This window comes from Collinsella sp. AF38-3AC (genome assembly GCF_003474365.1).
Classification (GTDB): domain Bacteria; phylum Actinomycetota; class Coriobacteriia; order Coriobacteriales; family Coriobacteriaceae; genus Collinsella.
This window is the reverse complement of the sequence record NZ_QROM01000011.1, coordinates 1-13,326: the sequence shown is the minus strand read 5'-3', so window position 1 is coordinate 13,326 and position 13,326 is coordinate 1. Positions and strand designations below refer to the sequence as shown.

The 13,326-nt window shown below is 61.3% G+C and carries 13 protein-coding genes and 1 other RNA gene; 8 read left to right on the top strand and 6 right to left on the bottom strand.

The annotated features are described in order from the left end of the window. Positions 1 to 53: 53 nt before the first annotated feature. From DW029_RS07415 to rpsA, 3 genes are all read right to left on the bottom strand, one after another. Complete coding sequence (locus tag DW029_RS07415; protein ID WP_199582599.1) at positions 54 to 692, bottom strand: YigZ family protein; 639 nt, start codon at positions 690 to 692, stop codon at positions 54 to 56. A 330-nt stretch (positions 693 to 1,022) separates the two neighbouring features. Continuing rightward, positions 1,023 to 1,384: RNase P RNA component class A (gene rnpB / locus DW029_RS07410), an RNA gene on the bottom strand. A 343-nt stretch (positions 1,385 to 1,727) separates the two neighbouring features. Then, the gene (gene rpsA / locus DW029_RS07405; RefSeq protein WP_022095232.1) at positions 1,728 to 2,894 is read right to left on the bottom strand and encodes a 30S ribosomal protein S1; all 1,167 of its coding nucleotides are present in this window, start codon (positions 2,892 to 2,894) and stop codon (positions 1,728 to 1,730) included. A gap of 315 nt (positions 2,895 to 3,209) precedes the next feature. On the opposite strand from rpsA, the gene DW029_RS07400 reads away from it, so the two are divergent. Further along, positions 3,210 to 3,968, top strand: a complete 759-nt coding sequence (locus DW029_RS07400) for an HAD family hydrolase (RefSeq protein ID WP_118345665.1) — start codon at positions 3,210 to 3,212, stop codon at positions 3,966 to 3,968. 87 nt (positions 3,969 to 4,055) lie between these two features. Here DW029_RS07400 and DW029_RS07395 read toward each other — a convergent pair whose 3' ends face one another. Further along, positions 4,056 to 4,445 (bottom strand): hypothetical protein, encoded by a 390-nt coding sequence (locus tag DW029_RS07395; RefSeq protein WP_233543837.1) that lies wholly within the window; start codon positions 4,443 to 4,445, stop codon positions 4,056 to 4,058. A 298-nt stretch (positions 4,446 to 4,743) separates the two neighbouring features. Here DW029_RS07395 and trpS point away from each other — a divergent pair, with 298 nt between their 5' ends. From trpS to DW029_RS07375, 3 genes are all read left to right on the top strand, one after another. Beyond that, positions 4,744 to 5,793 carry a tryptophan--tRNA ligase gene (gene trpS / locus DW029_RS07385; RefSeq protein WP_118345663.1) on the top strand — a complete coding sequence of 350 codons (1,050 nt, stop codon included), beginning with the start codon at positions 4,744 to 4,746 and terminating at the stop codon, positions 5,791 to 5,793. A 136-nt stretch (positions 5,794 to 5,929) separates the two neighbouring features. Beyond that, positions 5,930 to 6,793: an HAD-IIB family hydrolase gene (locus DW029_RS07380; RefSeq protein ID WP_233540280.1), complete on the top strand. Its 864-nt coding sequence runs from the start codon at positions 5,930 to 5,932 to the stop codon at positions 6,791 to 6,793. A 194-nt stretch (positions 6,794 to 6,987) separates the two neighbouring features. Further along, complete coding sequence (locus DW029_RS07375) at positions 6,988 to 7,350, top strand: MGMT family protein (protein ID WP_195838530.1); 363 nt, start codon at positions 6,988 to 6,990, stop codon at positions 7,348 to 7,350. A 1,407-nt stretch (positions 7,351 to 8,757) separates the two neighbouring features. Here DW029_RS07375 and DW029_RS07365 read toward each other — a convergent pair. Next, positions 8,758 to 10,008, bottom strand: coding sequence for an MFS transporter (locus tag DW029_RS07365; protein ID WP_117799207.1), 1,251 nt, complete (start codon positions 10,006 to 10,008; stop codon positions 8,758 to 8,760). A gap of 394 nt (positions 10,009 to 10,402) precedes the next feature. Between DW029_RS07365 and DW029_RS07360 the strand changes: the two genes are divergently transcribed. The 4 genes from DW029_RS07360 (at position 10,403) to DW029_RS07345 (ending at position 13,099) form a co-directional block, all read left to right on the top strand. Next, positions 10,403 to 11,422 carry an SPFH domain-containing protein gene (locus DW029_RS07360; RefSeq protein WP_118345662.1) on the top strand — a complete coding sequence of 340 codons (1,020 nt, stop codon included), beginning with the start codon at positions 10,403 to 10,405 and terminating at the stop codon, positions 11,420 to 11,422. Between the two features lie 64 nt (positions 11,423 to 11,486). Next, the gene (locus tag DW029_RS07355) at positions 11,487 to 11,678 is read left to right on the top strand and encodes an Arc family DNA binding domain-containing protein (RefSeq protein ID WP_118345661.1); all 192 of its coding nucleotides are present in this window, start codon (positions 11,487 to 11,489) and stop codon (positions 11,676 to 11,678) included. 346 nt (positions 11,679 to 12,024) lie between these two features. Further along, positions 12,025 to 12,645 (top strand): helix-turn-helix domain-containing protein, encoded by a 621-nt coding sequence (locus DW029_RS07350; RefSeq protein ID WP_118345660.1) that lies wholly within the window; start codon positions 12,025 to 12,027, stop codon positions 12,643 to 12,645. A gap of 100 nt (positions 12,646 to 12,745) precedes the next feature. Beyond that, positions 12,746 to 13,099 carry a hypothetical protein gene (locus tag DW029_RS07345; RefSeq protein WP_118345659.1) on the top strand — a complete coding sequence of 118 codons (354 nt, stop codon included), beginning with the start codon at positions 12,746 to 12,748 and terminating at the stop codon, positions 13,097 to 13,099. Here DW029_RS07345 and DW029_RS11700 read toward each other — a convergent pair. Beyond that, a partial coding sequence (locus tag DW029_RS11700; RefSeq protein WP_233543836.1) for a hypothetical protein occupies positions 13,096 to 13,326 on the bottom strand: 231 nt, incomplete at its 5' end. The genes DW029_RS07345 and DW029_RS11700 overlap by 4 nt on opposite strands.

Sequence of the window (13,326 nt, the reverse complement as noted above, 5' to 3'; positions counted from 1 at the left end):
AAACGACGGCCGGCACGCTTGGGATCCATCCAAAAGCACGCCGGCCGTCGCCGTTAGAACTCAGCAAATTCGGGAGCGCCGACCTCGATCTCCTCGCGACCGGCCATAAGCTCGCGCATCTTGGCGCAAAACGACTCCTGCTCCCCCGCCTTAAACACCAAATGAATCGTCACGGCATCCGCGTAATCGGTATCCGAAACCTTGGCACCACAATCCTGCGCCAAGCGAAGCACCTGCTCATACTGTGGATAGGCCACACGCACGTCAACAGGCACGACGCTCGTCATCTCGACGATCTGCCCGGACTCCTGAGCCGCCGCCACCGCCGCCTGCGTCGCCGCGGTATAGGCGCGCACCAAGCCACCAGGCCCCAGCAGCGTGCCACCAAAATAGCGCGTTACCACGCAGCAAACATTTTTGAGCCCAGCACCGCGAAGCACCTCGAGCGTCGGCATGCCGCTGGTTCGATTCGGTTCACCGTCGTCGCTCTGACGCTCGCGTCCATCGACCAAAATCCAAGCGGGAACATTGTGTCGAGCATCGTAATGACGCTTGCGGACCATCTCGATAAAGGTATTCGCCTCATCCTCAGACTCAATATGGACCAGCTGGGCAATAAACCGGCTCTTACGGTCCACAAACTCGCCCGAAGCCTCAATATTCGATTGCAGAGTAAAATAGCTGTCCAACAAAGCCCCTCAACAACAAGCAAAGCAACAAACAGCCTCAATAATACGGCAAAGGCCGTACCGTTTACCCCGGTAAATAGAACGGCGACGCCGATGACCAGGCAAAAACAGCGAGACGGCGTCAGCTAAGTCGATTTGGCCCGAAAGAGGAGGGAGCACGCCTTATGGCGGCGACCGACGAATGAGCGCTAAATCGGCCAGCTGACGCCGTCGAAGGCGAGAACCCGTCAGCGCGAGCAAGGTGCCTTGAAAGCTGAGGGCATTGACCTTATGGTCATGCCCGAAGGCTTGAAAGGCAGATTGCCGCGCTGACGGGTTCGCAGCGTCAACAAAGTGCTGAGTGGGCCTATAAGCCGGGTTCTGTCGTGAACGGTCATTTATCTTGTCTGCACGTTACCGTGCAGCTCCACGCACGCTACCCGAACGCGGACCGGGCCGGCCCATAGCGTTCCTATTCGCGCTTGCTCCGGATGGGGCTTGCCAAGCCGCCGTGTTGCCACGACGCTGGTGGTCTCTTACACCACCGTTTCAGCTTTTCCCTTTACGCCTTGCGGCGCAGGTGGGAGTCTTCTTTTCTGCGGCGCTTTCCGTCGGATCACTCCGCCCGGCCGTTAGCCGGCATCCCGCCCTCTGGAGCCCGGACTTTCCTCACGCGTGCTGCAAGCAGCACATCGCGCGACCGTCTGGCCCACTCAGCAGTGCAAGAGTGTAGCACACCGTCAGCATAGGCAGCGGCACAACACAAGCGCTCGACACGATAAACCAAGAACCATGTCATGCAGTACAATAGGAACGCCGATGGGCAACGTCGTCAGTCGAGACGCGACCGCGCTCCGCACCGCTCCGTCTACTCGGTGCGTTCCCGCCTCCTCCCCGAGGCGGGATGTCGGCGTTTTTTCATGCACCGACAACTCAATAGCAAGCGAATAGCCCAAGCAGCGTTACGCGCAGGCACTACCGAACATCTCGGCAGTAAATGCAAAAAGGGACCCGTCCATTACGGACGGATCCCTTAAAACAAGTGATCGTCAAACCGATTTACTCGGCGTCGGTCTCCTCGTCCTTCTTCTCGGAAGGCAGCGGGGTAACCTCGATCTCGACGCCCAGAGTCTCAGCAGCGGACTTCATGGACAGGGAGATACGACGACGGTCGAGGTCGATCTCCATGACCTTGACCTGAACCTTGTCGCCCACGTGGGTGACCTGAGAAGGCTGATCGACGTGCTTGTTGGCCATCTCGGAGATGTGCACCAGGCCCTCGATGCCCTCGCCCAGGTCGACGAAAGCGCCGAACGGAACAAGCTTGGTCACCGTGCCCTCGACGATAGCGCCGACGGGGTACTTCTTGACCAGTGCGCGCCACGGATCCTCGGTGGTCTGCTTGAGACCCAGGGAGATGCGCTCGCGGTTGAGATCGACGTCGAGAACCTCGACCTCGACCTCCTGGCCGACCTTGACAACCTCGGAAGGATGGTTGACGTGGTTCCAGGAGAGCTCGGAGATGTGGATGAGGCCGTCGATACCGCCGAGGTCGACGAAGGCGCCGAAGTCGACGATGGAGGAAACGGTGCCCTGGAGACGCATGCCAGACTTGAGCTTGGACAGGATCTCGGAGCGCTCGGCCTTACGGGACTCCTCGAGCACGACGCGACGGGAGAGGACGACGTTGTTGCGGTTGCGGTCCATCTCGATGACGCGGGCCTCGATGCGGGTGCCCATGTAGGAGGTGAGGTCCTTGACGCGACGGAGGTCGACGAGGGAAGCGGGCAGGAAGCCGCGCAGGCCGATGTCGAGGATCAGGCCGCCCTTGACAACCTCGATAACCTCGCCCTCGACGTTCTCGCCGGAGTTGAACTTCTCCTCGATGCGGTTCCAAGCACGCTCGTACTCGGCACGCTTCTTGGACAGGACCAGACGACCGTCCTTGTCCTCCTTCTGGAGAACCAGGGCCTCGATGGGATCACCGAGTGCAACGATGTCTGCAGGGTTAGCGTCCTTGCGGATGGACAGCTCGCGGACCGGGATAACGCCCTCGGACTTGAATCCGATGTCAACGAGCACCTCGTCATGCTCGATCTTAACGACAGTGCCGTTAACGAGATCGCCCTCATCAAAGTCGGTAATCGTACCGTCGATGAGGTTGTTCATCTCCTCCTCGTTGACATCGTCAAGAGAGAAAATGGACGAGTTCTGAATCTCACTCAAAGGTGGACCCCTTTCGAACTACGGGGCCCCGATTGCTAGGACCTACAGATGGGTGCGACAAGCACACAACGTTTAGGAACACTCGGGAGCCGACAGATACTGATGTGACGCTTATGCAATCACGTCCGTATAGATTACGGGGAAATCGCTTCGATTTCAAGCGTGAACTGCGATTTTTTACTCGTATGGAGACTTTTTCGCAATCTTGTGAACGACTGTCTCCACAAGTTGACGATGAGCAGCTAGGCACACTGCTTTGGGGTAAAGTATCCCAGACATACGATTCTGGAACGATTTTTCGAGAAAGGTGCCCGCGTGCTCAAAGCAGTCGTTTTCGATATGGACGAGACGCTTCTTAGCATCAACCTCAACGCGTTCATCCTTCGCTATTTTAAGGATGTCTCGTCGATGCTCGCGGATATCGGACGTCGCAGCCGCGGGGGCACGATGGCGCGCCTCGGCACCATCCTGGTCGACCTCAACGCCAATCGCCGCAGCAGCACGGACAATCGCACCAATCTTGAGTTTTACCAGACCGAGGTCGAGCGCCGGTGCGGCATTTGCCTCTCGGACCCACTTATCTACGAGGCGTTTACCTACTACGATCACGAAGTTCTGCCGTACAAGAACGATGACATGATCAACGCAAAAGCCATGCCGGGTGCGCACGCCGCGCTTCAAGCCGTACAGGACGCGGGGCTGCGCTGCGCGCTCTTCACCAACCCCAGCTTTCCCCAAGGGGCCATCGAGTGCCGCATGGGCTGGGGCGAGCTGACAGACGCGCCCTTCGAGCTCGTAACGCACATGGGCAACGCCACGCGCTGCAAGCCCGATGCCACATATTATCTAGAGCAGCTGCAGGTCATGGGGCTCGAGCCACATGAGGTCCTCATGGTGGGCAACGACCCCAAGCGCGATTTCCCCAGCCCCGACTGCGGCATTCAAACCGCCTATGTGGGCCAAGGAAAGCCCGGCCGAGCCACCTGGCGTGGAACCATGGAAGACTTCGCCCGCGACTTTAACGCCGTAGTAGAAGCCTTCTACGAGCACCAAATAGCCGACGAACTAAGCTAGTCCCCAAATCAGGAATGGGGCGCACATTTGCCCCACGCTTCGTTACGTGGGCAACGGCTTGAGGGCAAGATGCGATGCCCCAGTGTCCTAGGCCGTGATCATTTTGACGCGTTCGCCGATTTTGGAGTCGCGCCTGTCGGAAATAACAGTAAAGCCCTCCAGGTCGCACACCTTTACATTTGAAAACACGTGGAACTTGGAGCTATCGGCGAGTACGTAACTCGCCTGGGAATTCTGCATCACGATACGTTTTTTGATAGCCTCGGGATAACCTGGCGTCATGATGCCGCGGTCCTCGTCCACCGCGTTGACACCTATAAACGCCCGGTCAAAGTACAGCTCGCGCAGCGCGCTCTCAACCATAGGACCGGTGAGCGAGCAGGTAACGGGGTTGAAGTCGCCGCCAATTACCACCACCTTAGCAGCAAGCTCGCCCGTAAACCGACATGCATAGCCGTTGGTGGTGTAGATAGTCACCGGCTTGTCGACGAGCAGGCTCAGGAGCGCCGTCGCGGTGGTACCAGAGTCGACAGCGAGATGAGACCGTCACGCCCGAAGACCCCGCTTTCGCCGCCGAGGAGCGCGCGGCGCACGTGGCCCATGAGGAGCGGCTCGAGCATATCGAGGGGCTCCTTCCCAAGAAGGGAAACGGCCCTGCGGGACGACACGGCGAAAACCATCGTTGATTCCGGCAAGAGACGCCGTTTCTCTGGTAGCTTCATCTTCAACCAAGACCGACAATGCCGGCCAGGCACTCAACCCAAAAGGAGACAGCATGCCCAACGAGCTCAGCTATGAGGTCAGCCTCGAGCGCAGCAACCAGATCCGCGCCGACCTGCCGCAGCACCCCGAGAAGTTCACCATGCTCACCGGCGACCGCCCCACCGGCCGTCTGCACCTGGGCCACTACTTCGGTACCCTCAAGGGCCGTGTTGAGCTGCAGAACATGGGCGCCAAGACCAACGTGCTCATCGCCGACTACCAGGTCATCACCGACCGCGACACCACCGAGCACATCCAGGACAACGTGTACAACATGGTCATGGACTACCTTGCCTGCGGCATCGACCCCGACAAGACCATGATCTACACGCACTCCGCCGTGCCCGCGGCAAACCAGCTCATGCTGCCGTTCTTGTCGCTCGTCTCCGAGGCCCTGCTGCAGCGCAACCCCACCGTCAAGGCCGAGATGGAGGCCAGCGGCCATGAGCTCACCGGCCTTTTGCTCACCTACCCCGTGCACCAGGCGTGCGACATCTTGTTCTGCAAGGGCAACGTCGTGCCCGTCGGGCGCGACCAGCTGCCGCACATCGAGCTCACCCGCACCATCGCACGCAAGTTCAACAACCGCTACGGCAAGGTGTTCCCCGAGGTCGACGCGCTGCTGTCCGACACGCCGCTGCTGCCCGGCCTTGACGGGCGCAAGATGAGCAAGTCCTACGGCAACGCCATCAATATTTCGATGACCGCCGAGGAGACGGCCAAGCGCATTAAGAAGAGCCAGACCGACTCCGAGCGCATGATCACGTTTGACCCCGAGAACCGCCCCGGCGTGTCCGGCCTGCTCTCCACCGCCGCGATCTGCACCGGCCGCTCCGAGGTCGAGATCGCCGAAGAGATCGGCATGGGCGGCTCCGGCCAGCTCAAGAAGTACGTCACCGAAAGCGTGAACGAGTACTTTGCCCCCATCCGCGCGCGCCGCGAGGAGCTCGTGCAGGATATGGACTACGTCAAGGACGTCCTACGCGAGGGCAACCGCCGCGCTAACGAGGTCGCCGAGGCCACGCTCGCCGAGGTACGCGAAGCCATGGGAATGGTGTACTAAGCCATCCGGCTCGCGGAAACGCGCCGCGACACGCGAATGGGCCATCTTCACGTGTCCACGCCTTCGACATAGCCAAGGTCTTACGAGGTGGGCGATAATAAGCCCGCCTCGTTTTTTACGTTGTATGGGGGATTGCATGTACCGACTTGTTGCCAGCGATATGGATGAGACGTTTCTCGATGCCGACCACGCCATCCCGGCGTCCAATCTCCGAGCACTCAAACGCATGAGGGAGCTCGGTGTGCTGTTCGTCCCTTCGAGCGGGCGATGGTATTCCTCTATCATGGACAACTTCTCGGGGGAGGCCCGCGAGCTGATCGAAGACGGCTATGTGCTCTCCTATAACGGCGGCTTCATCAACCGCGTGGGAGACCCCACCCCGCTCACCACCTGCGGCCTTTCCAACGAATGCGCGAACGCGATCTATGCAAAGGGGCTCGAACTCGGACTCTGCATGCACGTCAACGTCGCCGACGGCCACGTGTTCGTGAATGACGCACCCACACGGGAGCGCGACTATCTGGAATCGATCACCGGGGTCACTCATTTTCGCGGATCTGACCATCCCGACCTCTCATTCCTTGAAGGCCGTGGCATCGTGAAGATCCTGTACGTCGACTGGGACTTCGATGAGCTGCAGGAATTGGGCCGCAAGCTCGCGCCGATGGCCGAGCGACTCGGCGTTGACATCACCTTCTCCTCCAAGCGCTACCTCGAACTCATGCCCGCAGGCGTTGACAAAGGGACGGGGCTCACGCGCCTTGCCGATATGCTGGGAATTCCGATGTCCGAGGTCATCGCCGTTGGTGATTCCGCAAACGACCTCTCCATGATCAAGGCGGCGGGACTGGGCGTCGGCGTGGCGAATGTCACCGACGACGTGCGGCCGTATTGCGATGTCGTCCTTGAAACGGCTGGGACTGAGGGTGCGTTCTCCGAACTCATCGAGCGATTCCTTGAACCCCAACGACCACATGTCACTGTGTCTTTCTATTTGTAACCCTTGATTAACTTATGGAGAGGCTGTGTGCTCGTCGGTCTACGACTTGGGTCTCAGAGAATTAGCTATAGTTAACTTAATGAAGGCACAGGCGAATTAAAGACCTTCGACACGAACGTTGCGCCTTCCCTCCCCTCGCGCAACACCTCTTTGGAATGGCGCCCCGCGCATGTGGGGCGCCTTTCTTGACTACAATGGCGATATCGATTGAAAGTGAGGGCGGCATGGCAGACCGGGACACCGACGGATTCTTCAACCGCGTATACGACATGGTACGCCAGGTGCCCTGCAGCATGGTTGCCACATATGGTCAGATCGCCAAGCTCGTTGGTGAGCCCCGTCGAGCCCGATACGTGGGATACGCCCTGCACGTCAATCCGGAACCCGGCACCATCCCCTGTCATCGCATCGTATTCGCCGACGGACGCCTCGCGGAGGGGTTCGCCTTCGGTGGGCCCGAGGCGCAGCGCACACTGCTCGAGGACGAAGGCGTTGCCTTCCTCGCCAACGGACATGTCGACCTGCAGGCCTCTCGCTGGCCAGCGGGCCTGGTATGACAAGGGGCGCCGACAGCGCCCCTTCCCGTTTTGGATCCTTGGCAGGCAACCCAATCAAACGGTCGCCTCGAGTGCGTCCCCCGCGCGGTCGAGTGTGCTTCTGACCTTGGCACCCTGTTTGAACCACGTGCGCAGGTCCTCGAGCGTGCTGCCCGCTTGCATACACCTTGATTTTGCGACCACCCCTCGTGGTCACCGTGCAGCGGTCGCCGCTCTCGCTGTTCTCGTGCGCCGTGATCTTCTTGAGGTAATCGCGGCGAAACGCCACGACGCGGGCGTTGCTGATCTCGATGAACCAATCGTCATCGACAAGCGAAGTACCCGTGGCACCTCGGCTTGCCATCTCCTCGGAGAAGGAGAAACCGAGCGCGCGCTCCTGCCTGCCGATCTCGAGGATGCCGCGGGCCGGCATGCCGAGCATGAGCAGGGGCAGGAACCCCCCTATGAACAGGAACAGGAACGGGATGAGCACGAGCAGGCGCGCACCCTCGTCGGTGAAGACCGCCATGAAGGCGAGGACGAGCGAGAAGACGAGGGCCATGCCGTTGAAAACAATCGTCAACGGCTTGATGGCAGACCAACACAGGCCCGCCTTGGTCATGGGACCGTCGACGGCGTCCGAGACTTCGATGCCCTCTTCCTCCAGACGGGCGAGGAGGTTGAGCGAGCACACCCCCTCGAGGCTTATCGAGCAGAACTTCCGGTCGCCCTCGAACAGGTCGACCCTCATCATCTGCGCGTGAAGCGTTGCACGGGTGATGTTGCCAAACGTCGTCTCCTTGCGGATGCCGAAGGCGTTACGCGAGAGAATGCGCCCACCGTCCACGTCGATACGCGGGATGCTCAGCAAGGCCCAGATAGCCATACCCGCGAGCGCCATGGCATGACCGAACCACACAAGTTCGTGGTCCCACTCGCCCAGCGAGACGCCCTGCCAGACGTAGACACCCAGCATGAGCAGTTCGAACGCGACGGCGCAGCAGGCGATGATCGTGCGGATGGCTGCGGGCATGCGCACCGTGAAGCAATCGAGGCTGTCCGTTGCCTCGCTGCGCTCGCGCGCGCCGCGGCGGGCGACCCATGCAGTGAGCGGGCCGACGATGAACACGGTCATACCGACGCGCAGAATGGATTCGAGCAGATTACTCATAGGGGCCACCGCCTTGGGCTCTGGAGATTAACTGCAGGAAACGCTGCCAGAACGATGGGATGCGCACAACGTAAGGAGCCGCGTATCGGCAAGCGGCGGCATCGCAATCGCCCGGCGAACAGATGATGATCGGCGCCGGGCCAGACGAATTAAACAAAAGGGTGGTCGACGGCGCCCTCGCAGGCGCACCGTCGACCACCCTTCACGTCGCAGCGACCCTACGAGCCGTCCGAAACGAAACGCACTCCGCCAGAGCGCTACCCAATCTTGCGGATGCTCGGGATCGCCCAGGTGATGCCTGCTAGGATCACCATTGCAGCACCGATAAGCACGAAGCACGCGCTTACGCCGATGGCGTCCGCGAACAAGGTCGATGCGACGAGCCCCACGGGCATAGCCCAGCTGCAGACCGCTCCGTACAGACCGAAGACGCGGCCCATGCACTCGGGATCGACGCGCTCCTGCATGAGCGCCATCTGCGGCGCGCTGTACAGCGGACTCGAGACCCCCATCGCGAACGTAAGCCCCAGAAACACAACGAGCGCGGAAGGGGGCACGAGGCCGCCCGCGAGCGTGCCCGCTCCGAAGAGGCCGATGGCCAGCGTGCACGAAAGCGCGCGGTTCTTAAGGCCACCCGTCGCCCCGATCCAGCCGCTCGCCGCGATCATGCCGACCGAGAACGCGATCTCCGCGATAGCCGACTGCGTAGTGGTGCCCCCAAAATGGTCGAACACCATGAGCGGGAACAGCGCGGATATGGGCGAGAACAGGACCGAGAAGGCGAAGCCGATCCAGAGCATGGCGAACAGACCGTGATGGCGTTTGAGCTCGCGGTACCCGTTGGCCGTCTCCAATAGGAAGGCCCGCACCGCGCGGTGCGACGCCTCGGCGTTCTCCTCGGGCGTATGGCGCTCGGGCGCCGGCGTCTTGATGCCGGAGGTCGCCACCGCGATGCTCGCGAGCACCGCCCCGGCGACATCGAGCGCGATCATGAAAGTCAGACCAAACGCCGGGTAGACCGCCGCGGCGATGGCGTTGCCGATGATATAGCTACCCGACTGCATGAACTGCAGCATGCCCGCCAGCTTGCCGAGCACCTCGGGCGGGGCGATGAGCGGTGTGAGCGCGTTGAAGGCGGGCGTATGGAGCGTGCTGCCCAGCGCACGGACGAACAGCACCGCCGCCACAACGGCGACAGAAAGGTCGCCCCGAAGCGAGCCGAAGACAAGCGTGAGGCTCACGGCCGCGATGAAGAGATCGGCGCCGATCATGAGACGCTTGATGGACGTGCGGTCCACGATGGTGCCCGCGAAGGCGCCGAGGAGCGCCATGGGCAAGAAGGCCGCCAGGCTCACGAACGACAGGGCGCTCGCGGAGCCGGTGGTGAGGGTGACGTGCCAGATGAGACCCATCTGCAGAATGGAGCTCGTGAGCACGGAGAAGAACTCGCCGATCCAGACGATGGCGAGCGAGCGCTTCCAAGAAGCGCAGGGATTCGGTTGTGTCATGGAATAATCCTTTGATGCGATCGGTGGTATGCAGCGAAGTACCGGTCGCTCACGCGACCGTGGCTAGAGCCAAATCCTCATGGAAGCAAGCATGGTGCAGCTCCCCTTTCCAAATCTAGAGGTAAACCTTCAGCCGTGAGTGGGGCTATTATAGGGACTTGCGAGCCAAGATGCAACAGGAAGACCTCTACGGAGCGTAGATGCCGGGCGCCCCGAACCACTTATGCCATGAGAGACGGCATCCGATTCTCCTTGACTTGGTCTCAATGTGATATCACAATGCAATCAGCAGTCGCACGGACTGCTCGGGGACTCGCCTCCTCCCCATCGCAATCTGGAGCGCGGCGCCAGGGACGTCACGCAAACGCCGGCGCAGTCATGAAAGGAACTCACAATGAGCGTGGAAAAGCAACTCAAGGCCAAGTCGGGCTACGGCATGCTCGTCGCCGTGGCGGTGGCGCTCATCGTCATCATCGGCCTCTTTATCTGGAGCACCATCGGGCTCGCGAGCACGCCCGACGGCGTCGACGCGCCCGCAGTCTACGGATGGGGGCTCGGCCTCAGCATCCTCGCGTTTTGCCTGTGGTTCATCCCACTCAACGGATTCTTCTCGCTGCAGCCCGGCCAGGCGCGCGTGTGCATCCTGTTCGGCAAGTACGTGGGCACCGTCCGCGACGAGGGCTTCTTCTGGGCCAACCCGTTCTTTAGCAAGAGCATGGGCGGATCGGCCGGGATCGGCGAGATGATCGAGCTCGAGATGAGCGATTCCAAGGCCGCCAAGGCCGCGGCGCAGAAGGCCGCCAAGGGCAACCCCACCACTATCTCCACCCGCGTGCGCACCCTGAATGGCGAGCGCCTGAAGGTCAACGACAAAATGGGCAACCCCATCGAGATCGCAACCGTCGTGGTGTGGCACGTCGCCGATACCGCCAAGGCGCTCTTCGACGTCGACGACTACCAGAGCTATGTCGCCATGCAGGCCGAGACGGCGCTGCGCCACGTGGCGAGCGTGTACGCCTACGACCACCTGGAGGACGAGTCCGATGCCGCCGGCGCCATCACGCTGCGCGCCAATGTGGAAGAGGTCTCCGAAGCCCTGCGCCGCGAGCTCGCGATGCGCCTGGCGCCCGCCGGCGTCGAGGTCGACGATGCACGTCTCACGCACCTCGCCTACTCCCCCGAGATCGCCCAGGCGATGCTGCGCCGCCAGCAGGCCGAGGCCGTCATCGCCGCGCGCAAGAAGATCGTCGAGGGCGCGGTTTCCATGGTCGACATGGCCGTGAAGGAGATGGCCGCCGGCGGCACCATCGAGCTGGACGACGAGCGCAAGGCGCAGATGGCCAGCAACCTCATGGTGGTGCTCTGCGGTGAATCCGAGGCGCACCCGGTGCTCAACGCAGGCTCGCTGTACTAACCCCAACACCAATGAGTAATTTGGGGACGGGTGCAGAATTGCACATTCGACAAGAAGGCACGTCATGGCACGCAAGCAGTATCCACTCCGTATAGACCCCGCTATCTGGGAGGCCGTCCAACGCTGGGCGGACGATGAGATGCGCAGCGCCAACGGTCAGGTGGAATGGATCTTGCGAGACGCCCTCAAACGCGCGGGAAGGCTGCCAAAGAAAGAGCCCTCGTTCAAGGACGCGCCCAAAGGCGAGGAGGGCTAAGCCGGGAAGACAGGGCTCGGGCGCGGCCGACGTCGGGACAAAGCCGCGCTCTGCCTCGCCAGCGCCGAGGCAGAGCTGAGCCCCGCCGCTCCAAAGTCGAGCCGAGCGGCGGGGCCAACACCAACCCAAAGCAAGCTCGCCCCCTCTATACGCACCAACCGGTCCCCGGAGGCATCCGCCTTTGGGGACCGTTCTTTTCCCAGCTAGATGTCGTATATAAAGCCTTTTGACAGCTCGATTTTGCCCCGTGGGGGTCAAATATAAAGACCTTTGATGGTACGATGCTCGCGTCAATGACATGGTGGCTCTCGACAGGGGTCACCCCGACCCTCTAGGGAGCAAACGCATGGAGCTGGGCTCGCACATCAAGGAGCATCGCACGGAGCTCGGACTGTCCCAAGACGATCTGGCGGAGCGCATCTACGTGTCGCGCCAGACCATCAGCAACTGGGAGTGCGGCCGTACGTATCCGGATGTCCAGAGCCTGCTGCTGCTTTCCAACGTGTTCGGGGTGACCGTGGACTCCCTCATCAAAGGAGATGTGGAAACCATGGCACAGGTAATGAACGAAGCGGTCAAGAAGTACAACGCCCTATCCACAATCACGGTCGTGAGTGCGGTCGTGTTTTTGGTGCTGAGCGCGTGGGCGGCGTTCCAGTTCGAATGGGGCTGGGGCATGCACATCGCGCCCACCGCGGCGTTTGCCGCCGTGGCGCTCGTCGTGATGCTCATGGCGTTCGTGTATATGGAACGCATGAAGAAGCAGCACGACCTCGTCACGTACCGCGAGGTGTTGGCGTTTAGCCGCGGCGAGCAGGTCGATCGCGACACGCTCGAGGGGCGCCGTGAGCGCGAGATGAACCCTTGGGTCAAGGGCACGCGCAACGCGGTGCAGATCATCATCGGCGCCATCGCCGGCGGACTGGTGGGCGTCGGTATCGGCATGCTCGCCAAGATGCTGAGTTAAAAGCGCGGGTACGCACCCGTTCCCCGAAATGGTATCCCCCTTAGCCCCCATTCTGAAGATGTATGCCAGAATGGGGGCGATTCCCGTTAGGAGGTGCCCCATGAACGTCACCGTACGCGCGTCCCTCATCGCATTGATCGCAATCGTTGGCGCCTGCTGGGCAATCCCCGTCCTCCTGGTGAGGGTCGTCCCACCCGATGCCGGCATGATCGCCATGATGGCGCTGATCTACCTCGTGCTCCCCGTAACTGCGATCGCCCTCGGCCTGCTCGCCGCAAACTCCGCGAGGACGCTCTTCTGGATACCCGCGGCGCTCGGAATCGGACCCGCGGTCCTGTTTCCCCTCAAGGTCGAGGGCAGCCAGGACCTTGCGTTCCATGGGGTCGCCTATACCGCAATCGGCTACGCCGCCATGGGCCTGTACACTTGGATGACTGCTCGACAACATCGCTAAGCCATCGCAGCAACAATCATGCAGGTAAACCCCGTGCAAAACAGTTTTTGCAGCGCCCGGCAAGCCTTGCCGCATATGATGTACAACAGATTCGATAGCGCACCCGGCGTGTTCGCGGGACGCTCCTTCACGACCGGGAGGTGACGATGGACATCAGCAACCAGATCAAGACGCGGCGCGAGGCGATGGGGCTCTCCCAAGAACAGCTCGCCGAGAAACTCTACGTG

Bases quoted from the DNA above. Each gene is read 5' to 3' on its own strand.
- trpS (WP_118345663.1), top strand. From the start codon at position 4,744: ATGCCCAACGAGCTCAGCTATGAGGTCAGCCTCGAGCGCAGCAACCAG.
- DW029_RS07380 (WP_233540280.1), top strand. From the start codon at position 5,930: ATGTACCGACTTGTTGCCAGCGATATGGATGAGACGTTTCTCGATGCC.
- DW029_RS07345 (WP_118345659.1), top strand. From the start codon at position 12,746: ATGAACGTCACCGTACGCGCGTCCCTCATCGCATTGATCGCAATCGTT.
- DW029_RS07360 (WP_118345662.1), top strand. From the start codon at position 10,403: ATGAGCGTGGAAAAGCAACTCAAGGCCAAGTCGGGCTACGGCATGCTC.
- DW029_RS07350 (WP_118345660.1), top strand. From the start codon at position 12,025: ATGGAGCTGGGCTCGCACATCAAGGAGCATCGCACGGAGCTCGGACTG.
- DW029_RS07355 (WP_118345661.1), top strand. From the start codon at position 11,487: ATGGCACGCAAGCAGTATCCACTCCGTATAGACCCCGCTATCTGGGAG.
- DW029_RS07375 (WP_195838530.1), top strand. From the start codon at position 6,988: ATGGCGATATCGATTGAAAGTGAGGGCGGCATGGCAGACCGGGACACC.
- DW029_RS07365 (WP_117799207.1), bottom strand. From the start codon at position 10,008: ATGACACAACCGAATCCCTGCGCTTCTTGGAAGCGCTCGCTCGCCATC.